17 protein-coding genes and 1 tRNA gene are annotated in these 22068 nt (G+C 43.4%); 10 read left to right on the top strand and 8 right to left on the bottom strand.

The window, feature by feature from the left end:
- Together VL121_RS09725 and lepA are read left to right on the top strand one after the other, a co-directional pair.
- Positions 1–1835: polysaccharide lyase family 8 super-sandwich domain-containing protein (locus VL121_RS09725; protein ID WP_325404654.1), on the top strand; the 1835-nt coding region annotated here is incomplete at its 5' end.
- A gap of 89 nt (positions 1836–1924) precedes the next feature.
- The gene (gene lepA, locus VL121_RS09720; protein ID WP_325404652.1) at positions 1925–3718 is read left to right on the top strand and encodes a translation elongation factor 4; all 1794 of its coding nucleotides are present in this window, start codon (positions 1925–1927) and stop codon (positions 3716–3718) included.
- Between the two features lie 315 nt (positions 3719–4033).
- Here the strand turns inward: lepA and VL121_RS09715 are convergent, their stop codons facing one another.
- The gene (locus tag VL121_RS09715) at positions 4034–5233 is read right to left on the bottom strand and encodes a phosphoglycerate kinase (protein ID WP_325404650.1); all 1200 of its coding nucleotides are present in this window, start codon (positions 5231–5233) and stop codon (positions 4034–4036) included.
- Positions 5234–5466: 233 nt separating this feature from the next.
- A complete protein-coding gene (gene gap, locus VL121_RS09710) occupies positions 5467–6477 on the bottom strand; it encodes a type I glyceraldehyde-3-phosphate dehydrogenase (protein ID WP_325404648.1) in 1011 nt (336 codons plus the stop codon).
- A gap of 202 nt (positions 6478–6679) precedes the next feature.
- Between gap and VL121_RS09705 the strand changes: the two genes are divergently transcribed.
- Positions 6680–6751: transfer RNA gene (locus VL121_RS09705), tRNA-Glu, on the top strand.
- A 202-nt stretch (positions 6752–6953) separates the two neighbouring features.
- On the opposite strand, the gene VL121_RS09700 is transcribed toward VL121_RS09705, so the two are convergent.
- Positions 6954–7430: a hypothetical protein gene (locus tag VL121_RS09700; protein ID WP_325404646.1), complete on the bottom strand. Its 477-nt coding sequence runs from the start codon at positions 7428–7430 to the stop codon at positions 6954–6956.
- A 605-nt stretch (positions 7431–8035) separates the two neighbouring features.
- Here VL121_RS09700 and VL121_RS09695 point away from each other — a divergent pair.
- The 5 genes from VL121_RS09695 to VL121_RS09675 all read left to right on the top strand — a co-directional run bounded on the left by VL121_RS09695 (position 8036) and on the right by VL121_RS09675 (position 14557).
- Positions 8036–8383 (top strand): hypothetical protein, encoded by a 348-nt coding sequence (locus tag VL121_RS09695; protein WP_325404644.1) that lies wholly within the window; start codon positions 8036–8038, stop codon positions 8381–8383.
- A gap of 184 nt (positions 8384–8567) precedes the next feature.
- Complete coding sequence (locus VL121_RS09690) at positions 8568–11087, top strand: cation-translocating P-type ATPase (RefSeq protein WP_325404642.1); 2520 nt, start codon at positions 8568–8570, stop codon at positions 11085–11087.
- A gap of 263 nt (positions 11088–11350) precedes the next feature.
- A complete protein-coding gene (locus VL121_RS09685; RefSeq protein ID WP_325404640.1) occupies positions 11351–12106 on the top strand; it encodes a DUF542 domain-containing protein in 756 nt (251 codons plus the stop codon).
- A 140-nt stretch (positions 12107–12246) separates the two neighbouring features.
- The gene (locus VL121_RS09680; RefSeq protein WP_325404638.1) at positions 12247–13491 is read left to right on the top strand and encodes a PAS domain-containing sensor histidine kinase; all 1245 of its coding nucleotides are present in this window, start codon (positions 12247–12249) and stop codon (positions 13489–13491) included.
- A 10-nt stretch (positions 13492–13501) separates the two neighbouring features.
- The gene (locus VL121_RS09675; RefSeq protein ID WP_325404636.1) at positions 13502–14557 is read left to right on the top strand and encodes a response regulator; all 1056 of its coding nucleotides are present in this window, start codon (positions 13502–13504) and stop codon (positions 14555–14557) included.
- Here VL121_RS09675 and VL121_RS09670 read toward each other — a convergent pair.
- Positions 14554–14952: a hypothetical protein gene (locus tag VL121_RS09670; RefSeq protein ID WP_325404634.1), complete on the bottom strand. Its 399-nt coding sequence runs from the start codon at positions 14950–14952 to the stop codon at positions 14554–14556. The genes VL121_RS09675 and VL121_RS09670 overlap by 4 nt on opposite strands.
- 168 nt (positions 14953–15120) lie before the next feature.
- Between VL121_RS09670 and VL121_RS09665 the strand changes: the two genes are divergently transcribed.
- The gene (locus VL121_RS09665; RefSeq protein WP_325404632.1) at positions 15121–15612 is read left to right on the top strand and encodes a pyridoxamine 5'-phosphate oxidase family protein; all 492 of its coding nucleotides are present in this window, start codon (positions 15121–15123) and stop codon (positions 15610–15612) included.
- 30 nt (positions 15613–15642) lie between these two features.
- Positions 15643–16029, top strand: coding sequence for a hypothetical protein (locus tag VL121_RS09660; RefSeq protein ID WP_325404630.1), 387 nt, complete (start codon positions 15643–15645; stop codon positions 16027–16029).
- 58 nt (positions 16030–16087) lie between these two features.
- Here the strand turns inward: VL121_RS09660 and VL121_RS09655 are convergent, their stop codons facing one another.
- From VL121_RS09655 to VL121_RS09640, 4 genes are all read right to left on the bottom strand, one after another.
- Complete coding sequence (locus tag VL121_RS09655; RefSeq protein ID WP_325404628.1) at positions 16088–17113, bottom strand: AI-2E family transporter; 1026 nt, start codon at positions 17111–17113, stop codon at positions 16088–16090.
- 179 nt (positions 17114–17292) lie between these two features.
- Positions 17293–18123 carry a CHAD domain-containing protein gene (locus VL121_RS09650; protein WP_325404627.1) on the bottom strand — a complete coding sequence of 277 codons (831 nt, stop codon included), beginning with the start codon at positions 18121–18123 and terminating at the stop codon, positions 17293–17295.
- Between the two features lie 173 nt (positions 18124–18296).
- The gene (locus VL121_RS09645) at positions 18297–18920 is read right to left on the bottom strand and encodes a YceI family protein (RefSeq protein ID WP_325404625.1); all 624 of its coding nucleotides are present in this window, start codon (positions 18918–18920) and stop codon (positions 18297–18299) included.
- Positions 18921–19230: 310 nt separating this feature from the next.
- Positions 19231–21900, bottom strand: a complete 2670-nt coding sequence (locus VL121_RS09640) for a c-type cytochrome (RefSeq protein WP_325404623.1) — start codon at positions 21898–21900, stop codon at positions 19231–19233.
- Positions 21901–22068 lie beyond the last annotated feature (168 nt).

Raw genomic sequence — 22068 nt, 5'->3', positions numbered from 1 at the left:
CCGATCCATCAGGCTTCTGGCAAATGAACTATAGTCCGCTGGCTATGTACAGGAGAAATAACTGGGCTGCAACCATCAAAGGCATCAATAATTATTTCTGGGGAACGGAAATGACTTCCACCGAAAACCGCTATGGCAGATACCAGGCCTACGGAGCCGTGGAAATAGTATACCCTGACGGACTTGCCGCAAGTGGCCTAAGCGCTGAAGGATGGGACTGGAATAAAGCACCCGGAACCACTACTATCGCAATGCCTTTTTCGAAACTGAACTTACCTGACGGGATGAGCTATTTAGCAGAAAAAAACGGCTTTAATTTCTCCGGAGGGGTAAAGTTTGGCACTCCCGCACCCAATGCGCCTTCTGATGTGATACTGGCTGACCTGCATGGCGATTACGGCATGTTTGGATTGAATTTTAAACAATTGGCAGCTACCGCTACGCACAATCCAAGTTTTGTATTCCGTAAATCTTTCTTTTGCTTTGGCAATAAGATCGTTTGTTTGGGCAGCAATATCAGCAACAACGATGGTGCTAACAAAACGATTACTACTTTGTTTCAAACCAGCTTGCCTTCTGCCACCACGCCAACCATTGTAGACGGCGCTTCAAAAACAGGCGTTTCGCAATCGGAGGACCTGGACAAGGCTAATGCGCACTGGCTTATTGACGCTTATAAAACGGGCTACTATGTGCTGGCCGGCAATAGCGTACATGTGGAAAGGCAATCCCAAACCAGTCCCGACCAGTCGGGCTCGGGCGCTACTACTACCGCCAACTTTGCCAACGCTTATATAGATCATGGCAATGCCCCGGCAAGCGGCAAATACGCTTATGTTATTGCGCCCAACACATCAGCGGGAGATATGAACAGCTTCGCCACTGATATGCAGTCCCCGGCTACCCGTGCTTTTGACATCCTGCAGCAGGACGCTGCCGCTCACATCATCCGTGAAAATGCAAGCGGCGTTACCGGCTTCAGTCTTTTTTTACCTAATACCAACCTGGTTTCTAATGATATTTTAAAAGGTAATGATGTACCCTGTGTGGCTGTGATGCAGGTAAAGGAAGATACCCTTCGTATTTCATTGGTGAATCCGGATCTGAACCTTGTTAATAACCAAAGTACGGCGGTTCCTGTTACTTTAACAATCTATGGCAAATGGTCAAAAACACCGGATATCCCTTCCCGCTATGCCAGCGTTTTATCATCAGAAGGAATGGAAACCATCATCCAGTTTAACCCCGCCGATGGTTTGCCTGCTGAAATTGGACTGATCAAAAGCAATGAAGTGATCCTGCCCATCACATTATTGTCTTTCTCGGGTCGTTCGGATGTGCCGGCTAATCAAAATGTGCTCCATCTCAAAATTGAAAATGATAATGAAATGATGACCTATTATCTGGAGCGGCAGACCTCCGGTAATACCGCCGCCTGGAACATTATTGACAATCACAGTTTTGAGGCAACAACCGGTAACCAGGAATTTAATTTTTACGATAAAAATATAGACGCTCCCGCTTATTTGTACCGCGTTAAATGGCAGGATGGCTCCGGGCTATGGCAGTACTCTAATATCGTACTGCTTAAAAATAACCAGCCCGGCGCTATTACTATTGCGCCAAACCCGGCAAAAAACGCGTTTCTGATTCGCTTAGCACAAAAACCAAAAGGCAATGTAAGCTGGGCGCTGACCGATGCCGCCGGAAAAACGGTAAAGCAGGGACGCATCGCTAGCGCCACGGAAAGCATATCCGTTCAGGGGCTTGCATCCGCCCTGTATTTTTTACACCTGTCAACAGGTGAAACAATACGTATTGCTGTGGCGCGGTAAAAGGATCAGTTAAATTGATGGTCAAAACACTTACCTTTGCCCGTTCAAAAAATTAAAAAGAAGTCACTCTTTCAGGAAACGGGATATACATGAAGCACATTCGGAATTTTTGTATAATAGCACATATTGACCACGGTAAAAGCACGCTGGCGGACCGCCTTTTGCAGGTTACGCATACCATCAGTGATCGTGATATGATGGACCAGGTATTAGACAATATGGATCTTGAAAGAGAAAAAGGCATTACAATTAAAAGCCACGCTATACAAATTGATTACAAGCATTCCGATGGCGAAAAATATACGCTCAACCTGATTGACACACCGGGGCACGTGGATTTTAGCTATGAAGTAAGCCGTGCACTGGCCGCCTGCGAAGGCGCTTTACTTTTGGTAGACGCCACACAGGGTATACAGGCGCAAACCATCAGCAACCTTTACCTTGCTATTGACAATGACCTGGAGATCATTCCGGTGATCAATAAAATAGACATGGATGGTGCCATGATTGAAGAAGTAAAGGATCAGATCATTGAACTGATTGGCTGCAAACCCGAAGAAATTCTTCTGGCCAGCGGCCGTACCGGCATAGGTATAGATGGCATCCTGGATGCTATTGTAAACAGGATACTCCCGCCAAAAGGCAATCCAACAGCTCCTTTACAGGCACTGATATTTGACAGTGTATTCAACAACTTCAGGGGCATTATTGTGTATTACCGCATATTAAACGGTTCTATTAAAAAAGGAGATAAAGTAAAATTTGTTTCCACCAACCAGGAATATGAAGCAGATGAAATAGGCATCCTGAAGCTGAAAATGACCGAAAAGCAGGAAGTGAAATGCGGCGATGTGGGCTATATTATTACAGGTATCAAAAATGCAAAGGAAGTAAAAGTAGGCGATACGATTACTACAACCGTTAATCCCACACAGGAAATTATTAAAGGGTTCCAGGAAGTAAAGCCCATGGTATTTGCCGGTATTTTTCCGGTAAACACGGATGAGTTTGAGGAGCTGCGCGACTGTATGGATAAGCTGCAGTTAAATGACGCGTCACTTACGTTTGAACTGGAAACCTCGCAGGCATTAGGATTTGGTTTTCGCTGCGGCTTTTTGGGACTCCTGCATATGGAAATCATCCAGGAACGCTTAGAAAGAGAGTTCAACCAAACGGTTATTACCACGGTACCCAACGTAAGTTTTATAGCTTATACCACCAAAGGACAAAAAGTTATTGTAAACAATCCTACCGAATTTCCCGATCCGGTAAAAACGGAACGGATTGAAGAACCTTATATTAAAGCGCAGATCATTACCAAGCCGGAATATATTGGTAATATAATGACGCTATGCCTTGGTAAAAGAGGCATGCTCGTTAACCAGAGCTATCTTACCACTACCCGTGTGGAACTGGTATTTGAAATGCCGCTCACCGAAATTGTATTCGACTTCTACGACAAATTAAAAAGCCAGACGCGCGGTTACGCCTCATTCGATTATCATCCTATAGGTTACCGCGAAGCCGATATTGTGAAGATGGACATTTTATTAAACGGCGACAAAGTGGATGCATTAAGCGCGCTGATCCATCGCAGCAAAGGGCAGGATTTTGGAAGAAAGCTTTGTGAAAAATTAAAGGAGCTGGTACCCCGCCAGCAATTTCAAATAGCTATTCAAGCGGCTATTGGCGCAAAAATATTGGCCCGGGAAACGATTTCGGCTATGCGTAAAGACGTTACGGCAAAATGTTATGGCGGCGATATCAGCCGTAAACGCAAACTATTAGAAAAGCAAAAAGAAGGAAAGAAACGTATGCGCCAGATCGGCAACGTAGAAATTCCACAGGAAGCTTTCCTTGCCGTACTGAAGCTGGAAGATTGACGGATTTGAAATTTATGATTTGAAATTTGAAATTGGGGATTATTCAAAAAACGAAACATGAAAATCCGAGATTTGAAGGAATGCAAAGAACCAAAAAACAAAAAATACAGATGATTCGTTCCTCTCTGTGACAAGCAAAAGTAAAATAACAAATCTACCCCTCCTGATAATTGACATCTCACCATTCAAGTATTCAGCCTGTCATTAGAACAATTCAACTGAAGGCTGTCGGCTGATTGCTGATAGCCACAAACCCGAAGTCGCAATTTCGAAATCCGAAGGAATACCATCTCAAATCCTAAATTTAAAATCTTCTTATAACGCTGAAACCGCCGCAATGCCAGGTAATGTTTTTCCTTCAAAATACTCAAGCATAGCGCCCCCACCGGTAGATACATAACTCACCTTATCTGTAAATCCAAACTGGTTAACGGCCGCCACAGAATCTCCGCCGCCTACTAAAGAATAAGCGCCGTCTCCGGTAGCTTCGGCTACCGCTTCCGCAATAGCTTTAGTGCCTAACTGAAATTTTTCCATTTCAAAAACGCCCATCGGGCCATTCCACAAAATGGTTTTTGATCTTTTAATTACGTTGGCAAATTCACTTCTTGCCAGTTCACCTATATCCAATCCTAACCAGCCATCGGGAATAGCATTGCTGGGAGCAGAAGAAACATTTGCATTGGCGTTAAACTGATCGGCAATAACAGAATCGGAAGGCAAATGAATATTAACCCCCATGCCGGCAGCTTTCTTTAATAATTCATTAGCCATATCTATGCGGTCTTCTTCACAAAGCGAATTACCTATTTTGCCACCCTGCGCCTTAAAAAAAGTATAGGCCATTCCGCCGCCGATAATGATGTCGTTGGCTTTTTCCAATAAGTTTTCTATGATCAGTATTTTATCGGATACTTTGGCGCCCCCGATAATTGCGGTAAAAGGTTTTTTAGACTGGTGCAATACTTTTTCAGCGCTTTTCACCTCTCCTTCCATTAACAGCCCGAACATTCTTTTTTCTACCGGGAAAAACCTGGCGATCACCGCGGTAGAAGCATGTGCGCGGTGGGCCGTACCAAAAGCATCATTCACATAAATATCGGCAAGCCCGGCCAGCTTTCTTGCAAATCCTTCATCGCCCTGTTCTTCCTCTTTATAAAAACGAAGATTCTCCAGGAGCAGCACTTCGCCTGGCTTCATCATGCCGGAAGTAACATAGGCCTGTTCTCCAATACAATCATTGGCAAACAGCACCGTTTTACCACCTAAAAGATCGCTTAGATGTTTAATAAGCGGTTTCAAAGAATATTTTTCTTCCGGCCCTCCTTTTGGTCGTCCCAGGTGACTCATTAATATAACCATACCGCCATCATTTAATATCTTATTAATAGTAGGCACAGCGGCACGCATACGGGTATCGTCCGTAATTTCAAATTTATCGTTGAGCGGAACATTAAAATCAACCCTCACTAATGCTTTCTGATCTTTGAAATTACAGGAAGAGAATTTAGACATAATACAAACAATTTAAAGATACCAACCGAAAAGAGACGGTTACCTGCTGTATATACCCGGACCTGACAATATTATATCCGTATGCAGTTTATATAACAGCATACGGATATAACAGGATACTATACTACTTCATAGCCGTATATAGTTTAAGGTGCATACTTAGAGGCCCCGGCCGTAAGAACGGGGTGCGATATAACCGCCATGAATTACCAGTACACCGGTAAATGAAATTATTATTTAATCAGTTTGGCAAAATAATGAACGGTACGCACCAACTGGCTTACATAGCTCATTTCATTATCGTACCAACTCACTGTTTTTACTAATTGTGTATCTCCAACCGCCAGCACTTTGGTTTGCGTAGCGTCAAAAAGAGAACCATAAGTTATTCCGACAATATCGCTGCTTACAATTTCATCTTCTGTATAACCATACGATTCATTGGAAGCAGCTTTCATGGCAGCATTCACTTCCTCTACCGTTACTTTTTTGGCGAGTATGGTGGTTAATTCTGTTAAAGAACCGGTAAGTACGGGAACACGCTGCGCGGTACCATCTAATTTTCCTTTCAGCTGGGGTAATACCAAACCAATTGCTTTTGCAGCGCCTGTGCTGTTGGGAACAATATTTTGTGCAGCGGCTCTTGCGCGGCGAAGATCGCCTTTGGGATGGGGCGCATCCTGCGTATTCTGATCGTTCGTGTAGGCGTGAATGGTAGTCATTAAACCGGAAAGGATACCAAATTGTTTGTCTAAGGTATCGGCCATAGGCGCCAGGCAGTTGGTAGTGCAGGAAGCGCAGCTGATAACTGTTTCACTGCCATCTAATATATTGTGATTCACATTAAATACTACGGTTTTAATATCCCCGGTGGCCGGCGCGGATATTACCACTTTTTTAGCGCCTGCGGTAAGGTGTGCCGAAGCTTTGTCTTTATCGGCGAAAAAGCCGGTACATTCCAGCACCACATCTACCTGGTGTGTTCCCCAGGGAATTTGTGCGGGATCCTTTTGGGCATATATTTTAATTTCATCGCCATTAACTGTAATTGAATTGTCGGTTGCCTTAACATCGGCGTTAAAGCGGCCCTGCGCGGTATCATATTTTAATAAATGCGCCAGCACTTTAGGGCTGGTTAAATCATTGACGGCCACCACCTCAATGCCTTCCATATTATATATCTGGCGGTATACTAACCGTCCTATTCTTCCGAAACCATTAATTGCAACTTTTACTGTGCTCATTGTACAATTGTTTAGCTTTTTAAAATGAGATGCAAATTTACGACATCCAATCTATAAACAGGGAAGAAATGATGAACAACGCATATATTACAGATGCAAAAAAGCGGTTTAGCTATAGCGGGAGCGGAATTGAAACTATTTATGAAAAAGTTTTGGATGGATATGACGGTAACTATATCTTTGCACTCCCAAAATTGATAACGGCCCGTTGGTCAAGGGGTTAAGACGCATCCCTTTCACGGATGAATCACGAGTTCGATTCTCGTACGGGCTACATTCCGGAGATTTTCAAGAAAAAATTGAGAATCTCCGTTTTTATTTAAACCCTATTCTCTTGCAACGGTCTTCAGCATTACTTTACAGTTCATCCGCAAGGCATACAGATTATTGCCGATGGTATGCATAAAATCATCCGGCTTTTTTCAAATGTGCTGGTTCGGGCATTAACTTTTTTCATTGCCTGCAATTAAGGAGAACTAAATAAGGGTCTCGATATTGACGAAATTCTTGCATTGAAATATTGTTTTCCCTGCATCTGATAAGATTTTATGAATGAGCCTAACCTTTTCCGTGATACATAAAAGGTCATCCGTACTAATTCTATAATCCTCTTTATAGCGTGTGCCTATATATGCTTTTTGAAAAAGACTGAAAAGCAGCTTTTCTTCTTCTGTTTTTTGCGGGAAGATATCAGGCAATTGATAAGATACGAAACCCGCATAACGAAGTAATCTATCCATGCTCTTTTGCTTTTGTGAATCCGTCTGTGTGTATTGGCGTTCGCATTCCTTGTCAGGTGCCATGTTGATTATACCATTCAGGTTTGTCCAGGATAAATTTCCCGAATCATAAATGCGTACTGCTGATTGCCACACAGCCAATGCAAACCTATGCCCATCTTTCAGCCATTCCTCAAAAGTGATCGTTTGCAAAACAATAACGGTGACCAGCATTAATGATTTGCATTTATAAGCAGTGTATAGGCTAAAAGCTTCAACCTGAGTTATCCGGTTATAAAAAAAGATCACTTATTCACCTATACACAATTGAGTGCATAAGCAGTGTGCAAGTACAAAACAATGTAAAACACCGCCATAGATAAAACATTGTCTTAATGCCTACAGCAGATTACCAAACCATCATGTTACCATTTTTACAGATATTTCCTCCGCGACCGGGTTTCCACGGCCAGGCTATTGCGTATGGCGTGACCCAGGCAATTCGGTCAGCAAATGACTATAGCGCCATTAAGCCAAACGCGTAATCCTGGTATTATTATTAAATGACTAACATTAAAAAAGGGGCTAAATAAGCTAAGCTCACCCATGTTTCATTGCCATATGACCAACGTCATATATTCCAAAAAAATTATTATTTATAGCGGATCTGGCGCTTGCAGATAAGTTTTCCTTACAACCTTCCTTGCTCTTTACCAGCAAAGGGTTTACGATAGATAAAAATGGAGGCGCCCAATACCTCTATGGCGTTGACAAAATCAAATTCACCAGCTATTACGTAGAATTGCCGGTGAACTTCATTTTTAAGCCGCAGGCTGGAAATGGCAGAATGCTTTTGGGTGCCGGGCCCCTATATCGCTTACGGGCTTGGCGGTCGCTGGAAGGCTGAAGCAAATGGAGTGAGTGTAAAAGGGAAATTGAAATTTTTAAACGACTATTCCGGCGTAGACTCTTCTATGGGAGGGAACAGCAGAACAGTACCATATACCAAACCCTTTGATTTTGGAGCTAATATCCTTATTGGATACGAATTTCAGAAGAATTTATATTTTCATATTAACGCACAACTGGGCTTTACAGATATTGATCCATCGTATGATGGAATAAGTGATGAGACAAGTTCCTTAAAAACAGCGCAGGGCGGTTTGTCTATCGGGTATAGATTTTGAACCAAACCACAAACGCACGCTATATGAAGTCTTTGCAGATGCGCTACACCTCCAGGCTTTGCCATTGCTATGTTCCACCACTTACACATAACGCCTGCCATATCTTTTCCCTCCTTTCATTTACACCTAATAACAATAGTTTCCTATATACATTTTACCTGCTTAATATTGTACAAAAAACAGCATGCCTGCTAAAATAAATATACCCGGATATATAACAGGGCTAAATGCAGCCCAGGTAGAAGCGGCACGAAAACAGTATGGCGCCAACCACCAGGTAACGCCTAATGCCAGGGCATGGTGGCGGATATTATTGGAAATGCTGAAAGAGCCCATGCTTTTGATGTTAATAGCGGTAACCATCATTTATTTTATACTGGGAGAATATGGCGAGGCCTATTTTATGCTGGCCGCCATTATTATTGTTTCGGGTATTTCATTTTACCAGGACAACCGCAGCCGCCGGGCGCTGGAAGCCCTCGAAAAAATCAATCAGCCACAGAGCAAAGTAATCAGGAACAGCCGCATGATCAGCATTCCCACCCGCGACATTGTAACCGGCGATATGCTGCTGGTGGCGGAAGGCGACACCATTAATGCCGATGGCAAAATAGTACACAGCAACGATTTTTCCGTTAACGAGTCTATGCTCACGGGCGAAGCTTACTCCGTATTTAAATCTGCCGGCGCAAAAGACAACCTGGTATATAGCGGCACAGTGGTGGTATCCGGACTTGCCATATGCGAGGTGCTGCAGATAGGCAAACAAACTAAAATCGGGCAAATCGGGGAATCCATATCCGGTATTCGCGAAGAAGCCACGCCCCTGCAACTGCAAATTGAAAAATTTGTAAAGGGCATGGCCATTGTTGGCGCCATTGTTTTTTTATTAGTATGGCTCATAAACTATTGGGAAAGCAGGAGCTTAACGGATAGCCTTCTGAAAGGGCTTACCCTTGCCATGAGCGTTTTACCGGAAGAGATACCCGTTGCCTTTACTACTTTTATGGCATTGGGTTCCTGGCGGCTGATGCAACTGGGCATCATCGTAAAAAAAATACGGATAGTAGAAACCCTGGGCAGCGCTACGGTTATATGCCTCGATAAAACCGGCACCATTACCCAAAACCAAATGAGCATCCGGGCAGTGTACGCCTGCGCCAGCCACAGCCTGTATGAAAGCGATAAAGGATACAACGAAACCGCCGGACCGGTTATAACATACGCCATGTGGGCAAGCGAACCCGTGCCTTTTGACCCCATGGAAAAAGCGCTGCACAAGGCTTACGAAAACAGCGCAACCCGTGATGAGCGCAGCCAGTATACCATGGTACATGAATACCCGCTGGAAGGCACGCCTCCTATGATGACACACCTGTTTGAAAACCAGGCAGGCAAACGTGTGGTGGCGGCCAAAGGAGCGCCAGAAGCCATTATAGCCGTAAGCCATCTTACTGAAGCGGAAAGCGCAGCCATGCTGCAACAGGTAAACGCACTGGCGGAAAAGGGCTATCGGGTACTGGGCGTGGCATCTTCCTCTTTTGAAGGAAATGCCTTTCCTGCAAAACAGCAACAACTGCCTTTTCAATTGCTGGGGTTTGTTGCTTTTTACGACCCGCCAAAGCCGAATATCAAATCGGTATTTGAACAATTTTACCAGGCAGGCATTGCCGTTAAAATTATTACAGGCGATAATGAAGTTACTACAAAGGCCATTGCGCAGCAGGCAGGCTTAAAAAATGCAGGATCAGCCATGAATGGCGGACAATTATTACAACTCACCGAAACCGAAATGCAGGAAAAGCTCAGAGAAGTAAACATATTCACCCGCATGTTTCCCGAAGCCAAGCTGGCCGCTATTAACGCGTTAAAAAACGACAGGGAAATTGTGGCTATGACGGGAGATGGCGTAAATGACGCGCCCGCTTTAAAAGCAGCCCATATTGGTATTGCTATGGGCAATAAAGGAACGGAAATAGCCAAACAGGCGGCCGCCCTTATCCTTGCCAGCGATGATTTGCAGGGGATGGTGGATGCCGTGGCCATCGGCCGCAGAATTTATACCAATATTAAAAAAGCCGTACAATACATCATTTCTATTCATATACCTATTATACTCACCGTATCATTACCCCTGTTCCTGGGATGGCTATACCCGGCCATATTTACACCCGTGCATGTTATTTTCCTGGAGCTGATCATGGGACCTACCTGTTCGGTTGTATATGAAAATGAGCCCATGGAGCCAAACGCTATGCGTGTTCCCCCACGCCCGTTTACCGCTACTTTTTTATCGCTGAACGAAATGACGATCAGCATTATCCAGGGACTGGCCATTACCGCAGGCGTGCTGCTGATGTACCAGTATGGCGTACAAAACGGGTATGACGAGGCAGGTACCAGGAGCCTGGTTTTTACCACACTAATACTTGCTAATATTTTCCTTACCCTGTGCAACCGCTCCTTTTACTATTCGCTGCTATCTGAAATGCGTAACCACAATCCTTTGCTGCTATATATTATTTCAGCTACGGTTTTACTACTTATGCTTATGTTGTATGCTCCCCCTGTTGCAAAATTCTTTAAGATCATACCGCTTTCCCCGGGGGAATTACTGATCTGCGGCGCCGCAGCGGCCGTTTCTGTATTATGGTTTGAAGTATGGAAATGGGCGAAGCGAAAAGGTATGATCTCCCGGAAATAAAACGGCCTATGCGCCACCTTTACCAAATAAGTGCTTTATGATTCCGGCAGTTACAAACACGCATAAGAAGACCCTTACCTGTCAAGTATCAGGAAAATGTATGACTATGGTCAGGTTGCCCCTTTCAGGGAGATAATACTTTTACGAAACCGCATTACAAAAACACGGGAATGAAACGAAGCGTGATACATGCTTTATAGGTGAAGACATGCAGATGTGAAGTGCCATTTGGCGGCTAAAAAATAAATATATACGAATGCAATATGCTTGAAGGAATTAAACGAATTGAGGGAAGCGCCTTTGTGTCGGATATCGTTAAAAACGATTACCGCACGGCTGCCGTGTTTAAAAAACATGATATAGATTTTTGTTGCGGGGGAAAATTTCCGCTGGAAATGATTTGCGCCAATAAAGACCTGGATATAAAGGAAGTGATACAGGAACTGGAAGCCGCCACGCACACCATAACCTCACATGCTTTGCATGAATACCAAACATGGAAACCGGATTTCCTGGCCGATTATATTATACATGTACATCACCGTTACCTCGAAAACGCCATTCCCCAGGCGGCAGATTATCTTGATCACCTTACTAAAAAGCACGCTGCCAGGTACCCCTACCTGCCGGAGCTCCAAAATCTTTTTGAAGCCTTTTCGGGTAGTATAGCGCCCCGTCAGCAACAGGAAGAAGAGATTATTTTTCCGTATATACGCCAGCTGACAAGGGCTTACCTCAATAAGGAATCGTATGCCGGCCTGCTGGTGCGTACATTGCGTAAGCCTGTTGAGCAGGCAATGCTGCAGGAGCAAAAAACAATTGAAGCGCTGATGCGGCAAATGCGGGAACTTACCCGTAACTATACTCCCCCCGAAAACGCCTGCGTTACGCACACTGTAACCCTGCTGAAACTGCGCGAAATAGACAACGACATTGTTCATCACATGCACCTGGAAAATAATATCCTTTACCCGCGGGTACTCCTCATGGAAACCGAGCTGATGAGCCAGAACGATTAAATATAAAATACTTGCCGCTTGCCTTAATTGCTTTATTTTGGCAAATATTCCACTGCCTGGAATATAAAAAAACGTCTTGTCCTGATGATCCGTCACCGGTATAGGCAATATACCGGGAGGACGCAGGAAATAAAAAGCATATGATGAACCTGGATACGGCACACCTGGTGTCTTTATTTGAACATGCAACGGAAGGTATTATACTTACCAACAGTAAGGGAGAGATTACGTTAATTAATCCTGCTGTGGAACGCATGTTTAAATATGGCGCTCCGGAGGTTATTGGAAAGCCGATAGAATTGCTGATACCACAACGCTTCCATGCGCTTCATTCGGGGCAGCGCCACGAATTTTATCATCATCCCCAAAACCGGGTAATGGGGTCGGGAAGAGATCTTTACGGCAAAAGAAGTGATGGTTTGGAAATTCCGGTTGAGGTAAGCCTGAGTTTTTATAAAAGAGAAGATGAACTGTTTGTAACGGCTTTTATTGTTGATATTACGCATAGAAAAACCATAGAGCGGAATATGCTGCAGCAGCAGGTGGAATTGGAAAAAATGACCAACGACATGCGTAAGCTCAATACACAGCTTGAGGTAAAAGTAGAAGAAAGAACACTGATTCTAAAAGAGGCATTGCAAAAGCTGGAACAATCGCAGAAAGAGCTGCATGACGCCCTGAACAAAGAAAAACAGCTCAGCGAAATTAAAAGCCGGTTTGTTTCTATAGCTTCTCATGAATTTCGCACACCGCTGAGTACCGTGCTTTCTTCGGCTTCCCTGCTTTCTAAATATACCACTACCGCCGAACAGGATAAACGCGAGCGCCATGTTGAAAAAATAAAAAACGCGGTAAGAAACCTGAATGATATTCTCGATGATTTCCTTTCTCTCGGAAAGCTGGAAGAACGCAAAGTGGAAATACATCCCGTATCGTTTAATATAGAGCAGTTCATGGAAGAAGTGCTGGAGGAAATGAAACCCCAGCAGAAAACGGGACAGCAAATCGCTTTCCATTGCGAAGGAAGCCCGGCTATTTTCTCTGACAAGCGGCTGCTCAAAAATATTATCATTAACCTGCTGGCAAATGCTATCAAATTCTCCGCAGAAAACACCTTTATTAATATCAGGAGCAATGCATATACCACATATTTTGAAATCAGCATCACCGACCAGGGGATTGGCATTTCGGAAGAAGACCAGGAACAATTGTTTTCGAGTTTCTTCAGGGGAAGGAATGCCATTAACATACAGGGAACAGGTTTGGGCCTCCATATTATAAAAAGATACGCGGACCTTTTAAAAGGAACCATCCAAATAAAAAGCGATTTAGGTAAAGGAACTGCAGTAACCGTTACCATTCCTGTTATCCATCAAAAACAATAAATAATAAATCATGCCATCAGTTTTAGTTATTGACGACAATGCAGACATTCGCGATAATACCGCGGAAATACTGGAGCTGGCAGGCTATACCAGCCTAACAGCTGAAAACGGGAAGAAAGGCGTTGAAACCGCATTGCGCGAAAAGCCGGATATTATTATCTGCGATATTATGATGCCCGAATTAGACGGCTATGGCGTACTGCACCTGCTGCAAAAAAATGCGGACACACGTAATATCCCTTTCATTTTTTTAACGGCAAAAACCGAAAGGTCGGACCTGCGCAAAGGCATGGAAATGGGAGCAGATGATTACATTACCAAACCATTTGAAGAAATTGAATTGCTGAACGCGGTGGAAGTACGGCTTAAAAAGCGGGAAATCCTGTCCCAGAAATATGTGCAGGGCGCTTCGGGTATTACTCAATTCATGAAAGATGTGAATGATTCGGGACTTATACAAAAGCTCACCAACCAGTATGACGTGATGCCCTATAGCAAAAAACAATTTCTTTACCAGGAAGGAAAGCGGGCCCGGTTCCTGTATTACATAGTAAAAGGAAAAGTGAAGGGTTTCAGAACCCATGAAGACGGTAAAGAATATATTACCGACCTGTTCAGCGAGGGAGACTTTATAGGCTACACTCCTATTATTGAAGATAAAAATTATGAGGACAGCGCTATTATACTGGAGGATGCTGATATTTTACAACTGCCGAGGGAAGACTTTCAGAAAATGATATATAATGATATTTCTGTGGCGGCAAAGTTCATTCACCTCATTACACAAAATGTAAAAGAAAAAGAAGAACGGCTGCTTAACCTGGCATACAGCTCTTTGCGGAAACGCATAGCAAAAGCGCTGGTGGATATTCATAATAAATTCAATGCCGGCGGGCCTTCAAAGCGCATTGAAATATCAAGGGAGGATATTGCCCAGTACGTAGGTACCGCCACCGAATCGCTGATCAGAACCTTAAGTGATTTTAAGTCGGAAAAACTGATTGAGATTAAAGAAGGCAAAATCATTGTGTCTCACCCGGATCAGCTCAGTAACCTGCTGTATTAATCATTATCCCGGCTAAGGTCATAATCATCTCTTATTTTATCCTTTTCCTTATACGGCGCTGAAATTTCCCTGCCATGCTCGTTCTGGCGTGCAAGGGTCCAGTCGTCTGTCATAGTGGTTTCCAGCCATATATTTCCCGAACGCCTGAGAACCTGGGCGTGCAACGGGAACAATTTGCCGAGCGCCTGTTCCAGTTCCCTTACCTTCATATCTCCTGTAATGGCTATACTCCCTTCCCTGGTCTGCTCCTGAGCTTCCGCAATGCTGCGGTCGCCAGGCAACAGATGGTGCGCACCCTGATTTTTGAAAAACTCAATTTTCAAAAAAGGGAATGTATTGCTGAATGCCTTTTGTACATCACTGATCGGGTGCTTCGGGGAAATATACAAATACATGATGGGGTTTTACGATCAAATATATATATAAGCACCGCATCATAAAAGAACCCGCATCACTGTAAATCATGAGTTTAATCAGTACTAAATAAAAATGATCATTATCAGCATGTTTCTTACGGTTACCTGACATTCATCATCCCGCTCACCGCAAAACATTGTTTATCTTTGAAAAAAGCTACGTATATGTTTGGAGAATTAAACACGGATGGTATAGAAACGCTTCTGCAACTGCAACTGGTTGGCAGAATAGGCTGTCATGCCAAAGGAGTAACCTATGTGGTACCAATCAGCTATGCCTATGATGGCGCCTACATTTACGGGCATACTTTTGAAGGCATGAAAGTGGAAATGATGCGGATCAATCCAAAGATATGTTTCCAGGTAGATGATACCGCAGACCTTTCCAACTGGCAAAGTGCTGTTTTATGGGGAGAATTTGAAGAATTAGCCGAAGGCCCGGAAAGGATACTGGCGCTTCAGCAACTTATGGAAAGGAAATTGCCGCTTATCAGCAGTGAAACCATGCATCTTACCTCCCAATGGCCCTTCAATGATGAGGATGTAAGCAAAATTTCGGGAGTTGTTTTTCGTATCCGGGTAACAGAAAAAACAGGCCGCTTTGAAAAAAGCACGGAAAAGCATTTTTTTGCTTCGTAAGGAACACATACAGTTTCCGGCCGGCATACTATGAAAGTCATTTTACTGATATTACTTTGCCTTGTTGCAGTTACCGCAGTAGTTTGCGGCAGTATAATGATGCTATATCCCGATGGAAGTATGTTGCGCCTGCAGCACGATATGCTGAAAACCACTCCTTTTAAAACCTTTTTTATACCCGGCCTTGTGTTGTTTCTTTGCCCGGGACTATCCTGCACCATTGCCGCTGCTAATATCGTGTTTAACCGCAAACAATGGTACACATGGTGCATTACCGGCGGTGTAATGATTACAGGATGGATCATAATGCAAATGATACTGCTCCAAACCATAAACGCCTTGCAATTGCTGTATTTAGGGCTCGGTTTATTCATCCTTTTACTGGCTTACCAGCTTAAAGGAAAATGGGCAGTTTAAGCACGGTTGGCACTCCCTGCCTATTATATCCTGTATTTTATAAAAGATACCTCCTTTACTATTCACTCCTGCCAATCAAAGTATTCAGCGGTTTCCATTCTTCAACATAATCGGTACCAATTTTTAATAAAGCAACAAAAGGAATAAACAACACCATTCCGGAAACGCCCCATAAAATACCACCGGCAATAACAGCTACCAGCATGGCCCAGGTACTTACATTCAATTGAACGCCTACCACTTTTGGAAATATAACATTGGCCTCCAGGTATTGCACCACTGCAAAAACAGCTATTACGCCTACCGGGTACCATATAGAATTGGTAGAAAGCCAGGCTATGGAAATAGGCAAAAGCGCGCTTACTACAATACCCACATAGGGAATGATGGTCATAATGGCGCAAAGCATTCCAAACAGCACCGCGTGTTCTATTCCAAGCGCCAGTAATCCAATGCTGTTAAGCACGCCTACGATAATATACACCAGTACCATCCCTTTAATATAATTAAAATAGGTAGCTATCACTTTTGGCAGCATCAAATCTAATTTCGGTCTATGCCTTTCACCGGCAATCCAACGGAGAAACTGAACAAATACCCGCCGGTGATACAGGAAAAGGGCCGTGTATATGGGAACCAGGAATAACATAAAAACGGTATCAAGCATATTATTAACTACCGTTTTTGCCATGCTGCCTATATAGCCCATACTTTGCTGCGCCCAGTTGGCTGTGGTTAAGCCGAAACTTTCTGCTATCCATTGCCCGGCCTCCTGCCCTGCTGCCTGCAATTTTTTAATGAGCCCGGGCAGGTCCTGACGAAACATACTGATTTGCCATATGAGCAGCGTTGCAATTCCTGCAAAAAGAAGCGTTACAATGAGCAGGCAAATAGTAATGGCTATACTTTTAGGAAAACGCTTTTGTTCGAGCCATTTACAAACCGGGTACAGGATCATGGCAATAAGCAATCCAAAAAACAGGGGAATAAAAAGCGCCTTCCCAACATACAGTATAACGGATGCGAAAAATATAACCTGCAGGTATTTTACCATATTGTTAGTGAACTGGGTTTCGTTTGTCATGAAATATAGTAATATTTGGTAAATGTAATTACTGGCAGGTAAACCCTCACCTGGGTGCATCTCAAATTGTCGCATTGCTTTGCTTCATGTGGGCGGTGAAGACACCGCCCACGGCGGGCCGCCCCGGCTGGTGTCCCCACCAGCCGGCAACAATTTGGAATGCATCCCCTCACCTTTTTCTAAACTGTGTTTTTAATCTTAAAAAGCTTTGGCCTTGCAAGGGAATCAACAATTGTTCTTTTTAACTCTCTTTTCTCAGCCAGCCATATTTTTTGTACATGTTGCATTTCTCCTTTTTCTTTTGAATTTCTTTTTTTCATAACACTTTTAAGAAAATGCAGGTCATTACAAAGATCATTAAACGTTCCTAACTGCTGAGCTGTTTGCTCAAATGTTTTGAGTTCAAACATCTTCCATAAAGTGAACGGCTGTTGAATCTTTTTTTCAGAATCATATAACTTTCTAATATAAATGATGTCTTTCAGATGCTTGCGGATGCTGTGCAATTCCTCATCTGTATAAGATCCTTTATTGACGATATGTAAAATGCCGTTCATTTTTAACCTGAAAAACTTTTTTACCGTATCGGCTTCCAGCATACCTGGTAGTTTCCCTTCCAGCTTTTTCCCCGCGGCAACCATATCGCTGACCGAAAGTAATTTCATTTCTTTTCCACATATTTTTTTCACCTCTTCCTTCCAAATTAACTTTATTGCCGGGTGAATATGTTTATTGCTTTTAATGGCGGCTTTCATACGTCTTTGATGCAATTGCCGGTCGCGCATCTTACCCAAAGCGCGGTACATTTTTTTTAGTGACCCGGGAATATTCAACTCATCCTCTTTTTTTAATTCTAATGACAGCAGCCGCAGGAAAGCCCTCAGCTTTTTTGTTTCTACCCTGAAAAGATGAACCGCTTGCCTACCGCCAGCTTTTTTTATTTGCCCGGCATACCTGCTTAGCCTTTTAAAAAGCAACCGGATGATATGACGTATATGTTGCTGTTTCATTAGCTGTGCGGGTATTCTGTTTTTTGACAATTTTTTTGCCTTTCCCGAATGTAATATAAGTAACGGCACGGTAAATAGCATTAACAGATATTTTCCGTAAAATTGAAAATGTATAAATAAAAATCCCCGCTGCTTTTTATGCAACGGGGAAAAGATCAAAGGTTGTGAACAACTTATTTAATAGCTACCAGGTTTATCTTTAAATTGATTTCATCGCTGATGAGGTCGTCTTTCATTCCTTCATAAGCCACACCCCAATCTTTACGGTTAATATTAAAGTCGGCTTTTGCAGCAAATTTTGTGGCGCTGCTTTCTATTATATCCGCCTCGTAAGTGATGTTTTTTGTGGCATCGCGAAGGGTAAGATTGCCGGCAACAGCAATTTTACCATTATCCAAATGTTTTACTTCGGTAATTTCAAATTTGCTGGTAGGATATTTTTCCACCGCAAAAAAGTCATCCGATTTGAGGTGAGTTTCCAGCTTTCCCTTGTATTCAGGATCGGTAAGATCTTTATTGTTAAGAGTAGCCATGTCAATAGTAAAAGAACCGCCGGCTAATTTACCTTCACTCACGATCAGCTCGCCGCTGTGCAGGTTAATGGTACCGGTATGCTGCCCGGTTACTTTTTTACCCAGCCAGGTAATAGAAGAACCGGCGGGGTCAACTGCCAGCTTATCACCTTCGGCCACGCCTGTAGCTACGGCATCTTTGGTTTCGGCTTTATCCCCCTCGGGATTGCTTACACAACTTACTGCCAGCGCGGCAACGGAAAAAAAGAAAAATACTTTTTTCATTTTGGTTTTTTTAAAATTTAAAGGCAAATTTAATGTTTAAACATTAACAATGAAAGGAATGATCACTGTATTTTTGTGAAAGAAGCTTATTATTTTTATAACACACTTATAATCAATATATTATAATTTGCAAAGTTAAACATATTTGTACATTTATTTAATATACTACAGTACTTCCTGAAAACACACTATGTGCTTTACAATAATTTAGCACCGGTATGCGGCATATACCCAAATAAAAAAACTCCGCCGGGCACTGTATGCATGGCGAAGTTTTTTTTATTACGGATCGTTTACAAAATTTTCTATCCTACTTTTTACCTGTATATACGGCGTTGTTTTTATCTCCGCCTGCTACTAAGTAAGCAACCAGGTCTTTCAGTTCATCGCTGTTCAGCCTGTTGATCATACCCGGCAACATAGGCGACACTTCAGATACTCTTGTACGGGCCACATCTTTTTTGGGAATTTCCCTAACGATCTGGGGTGCGAAAGGATTCTGGGAAATAACATAGTTATCACCCTCTTCCTTAATGAGCCTTCCCAGCACGGAACCGCCGTCTTTCAGGTAAAATACCGTGGCGCCATACTGATCAGAAATGGTTTTGCTCGGATCAATAATCGCTTCTAATATATCCTTCGTGGAAAAGCGGGTACCCAATTGCGTCAGGTCGGGGCCCGATATGCCGCCATCTCCCTTCATGGTATGACAGGAAATACAAAGCGATGCGGCAAACATGGCTTTTCCCTGTTCAAAGTTACGGTTGGTAAGCCCGCTGTCTATTACCGCAACCGCATCTTCCATTTTCCATCTTCTGCCAGGCCCCTTGGGCTGTACGGCAGCGTCTGCCAGTTCATTTCCGCTGCGGTTCACTATCGAATCTCCCGAAATGGTATTAAAATGAGCGAATTCAGCTTTAGGAACATTTTCCAGCGCGTTGGTTCTGGATTTGTTAATAAACCCTCTGAAGCTATGACCGCCTTTGTAGCTGAAGGCTGTATAAAACCACTGAAAATATTTTTCCCGTAATTCAGGCGTCCACCCGGTTTTTGCTTTGCTCAGCACATTGGCATAATAGGTTTGTTGCTGTGGCGGCACTTTCGATAACATATTGGCGATATCCATTCCATACTGCGGATTACGCATAATAAGATCGGAAGAAGAAGTAAAGGTTTTTTGCGTATCCTCATCTTTTGCCGTAGCCATTAAAGCCATCGTTTTTTCTACCGCTTTGGGCGCTTCAATATACACCAGCACTTTACTAAGCTCGCGGTTAAGTTCATTGGTATTTGCCGGATAATGCGGATCAAGGTAAGCAATTACCTTTTCCCTTATGGTTGCATCGGGCTGCCCCATGCGCGAGAAAACCAATTCAAATGCGCGAACGATATCTACCTGCTGCGGCTCCGAAAGTTTTGCATAATCAATGCCCATAAGTGAATTCAGTAGCTGATTTTTTACCCCGGCACTTCCCTGGCGGGCCAATGCAATGAGGGCCGTAGTAGCCGCTACCGGATCTTTTTCATCTAAAGCGCGTTGCTGCCATTGGCTTACTGGCTGATGTTCAACTGCAATACGGGCTGCATAACGTATAAAACGATCGCTATGATTCAAATAAGGCCATGCAAAATCAACTGCTCCTGCCTTCGCGGCTCCATGATATGCTTCTAATTGCCTGCGTAATTTACTTTCCGGAGTTTCTACGGGAGCGCCTGCCAGCTCATCCGTTGTTTTTCCTTTGTTATCCTGGTAATATACCCGGTACAGGTCTGATTCCAGCCTGCGCCCACCGGTTAAGAAATACATAGCGCCATCCGGACCAATTGCCCCGTCTGTTAACGGCAGTGGCGAACCCGAAAGAAATTCTTCACCTTTTGCGCTATAGGTAGCACCATTAGGTTCCAGATGAATGGCATATATAATTCCAAAACTCCAGTCAAAAGCAAACAAAGTATTTTCATATTTCTCAGGAAAACGTGCGTTTCCACCATACATGAGGTTAGTGGGTGAACCCTGCCCGATATTCAGAACAGGCGGCAAGTTATCCGGGTATGCCGGCGACCATTTGCTGTTACCCGTGCGCCAGCCATATTCGCTGCCATCGGTTACATGGCAAATGCGTGTAGGGCGATACCAGGGCGTACCAAAATCCCACTCCATATCCGAATCGTACGTAAACAAATCGCCTGCCGCGTTAAATGCTATATCAAAGGGATTGCGATAGCCTGCGCTGATCAGTTCCCAACGATTCGTTTCAGGGTCAACAGAAGCAATCCATCCACCTGGTGCTTTACGGTCAACTGCGTGTCCGTTGGGGTCTGTTATTAAAGGAAAAAGATTATCTTCTTTCCAGTTGGAAGGCAAATGATATGCATCTAATGCCGGTACATCGGTATGATTACCAATAACAACATAAATGGATTTTTTATCGGGCGACAGTATGACACTGTGCGGACCGTGCTCCCCTTCGCCTTTCAGGGCCTTCAGTAAGGTTACTTTATCAAACTGGTCATCGCCATCTGTATCCTGCAAACGATACAATCCGCTTGTTCTGCCGGATGCTTCATTATTCAGGTTATTAACCATTACATACAAACTGTTGAATGCATATAATAAGCCATGCGCGAACCCGATACCTACTTTCTTTTTGGTGGTATCGTTTACAAGGGTGGGATCATTGGGTATAACCAGTTTTTCAATGGTTGTTTTGCCCGTATCTCCAACAGCCGGAACCACCAGGCGGTATAAAGCGCCATACTGATCAGAAGCAATGATGCGTCCTTTATCATCAAAGGTCATGGAAACCCAGGATCCATCCTCATTTTCAGAAGGTCCAAACAATCGCTCGGCCGTAAAACCGGGCTGTAATTTTAATCTCTCTACTTTAGGATCTCCGGAAGTTGTGGCTTCAGGGTTTTTTCCGTCTTTACAGGAAAAAAATACAAGGGTGAAAGCAGCAACCGCTACAAATGATTTCACTGGCAAAAAATTTAGATACATAATTGAGCATTAATATTTACTTATAAATTCCCGGCAATCCGGGCAGGAACTTTTCAGTGCTTCCAAAGATTAGCATTTTCTTTTAATGAACCTACCTGTACTGTAGGGTGCTTTATTGAAAAAAGTGGAAACTACCTTATTTATATA

The sequence above is a fragment of the Agriterribacter sp. genome (assembly GCF_035497235.1).
GTDB lineage: Bacteria > Bacteroidota > Bacteroidia > Chitinophagales > Chitinophagaceae > Agriterribacter.
This window is presented reverse-complemented; position numbering and strand designations above follow the sequence as displayed.

What these genes read in the sequence shown, in the direction of transcription:
- gap (WP_325404648.1), bottom strand. Translation starts at nt 6,477, where the DNA reads ATGAGCACAGTAAAAGTTGCAATTAATGGTTTCGGAAGAATAGGACGG.
- VL121_RS09715 (WP_325404650.1), bottom strand. Translation starts at nt 5,233, where the DNA reads ATGTCTAAATTCTCTTCCTGTAATTTCAAAGATCAGAAAGCATTAGTG.
- VL121_RS09695 (WP_325404644.1), top strand. Translation starts at nt 8,036, where the DNA reads ATGGCAGAATGCTTTTGGGTGCCGGGCCCCTATATCGCTTACGGGCTT.
- VL121_RS09690 (WP_325404642.1), top strand. Translation starts at nt 8,568, where the DNA reads ATGCCTGCTAAAATAAATATACCCGGATATATAACAGGGCTAAATGCA.
- lepA (WP_325404652.1), top strand. Translation starts at nt 1,925, where the DNA reads ATGAAGCACATTCGGAATTTTTGTATAATAGCACATATTGACCACGGT.
- VL121_RS09675 (WP_325404636.1), top strand. Translation starts at nt 13,502, where the DNA reads ATGCCATCAGTTTTAGTTATTGACGACAATGCAGACATTCGCGATAAT.
- VL121_RS09685 (WP_325404640.1), top strand. Translation starts at nt 11,351, where the DNA reads ATGCTTGAAGGAATTAAACGAATTGAGGGAAGCGCCTTTGTGTCGGAT.
- VL121_RS09670 (WP_325404634.1), bottom strand. Translation starts at nt 14,952, where the DNA reads ATGTATTTGTATATTTCCCCGAAGCACCCGATCAGTGATGTACAAAAG.
- VL121_RS09700 (WP_325404646.1), bottom strand. Translation starts at nt 7,430, where the DNA reads ATGCTGGTCACCGTTATTGTTTTGCAAACGATCACTTTTGAGGAATGG.
- VL121_RS09655 (WP_325404628.1), bottom strand. Translation starts at nt 17,113, where the DNA reads ATGACAAACGAAACCCAGTTCACTAACAATATGGTAAAATACCTGCAG.
- VL121_RS09660 (WP_325404630.1), top strand. Translation starts at nt 15,643, where the DNA reads ATGAAAGTCATTTTACTGATATTACTTTGCCTTGTTGCAGTTACCGCA.
- VL121_RS09680 (WP_325404638.1), top strand. Translation starts at nt 12,247, where the DNA reads ATGATGAACCTGGATACGGCACACCTGGTGTCTTTATTTGAACATGCA.
- VL121_RS09650 (WP_325404627.1), bottom strand. Translation starts at nt 18,123, where the DNA reads ATGAAACAGCAACATATACGTCATATCATCCGGTTGCTTTTTAAAAGG.
- VL121_RS09645 (WP_325404625.1), bottom strand. Translation starts at nt 18,920, where the DNA reads ATGAAAAAAGTATTTTTCTTTTTTTCCGTTGCCGCGCTGGCAGTAAGT.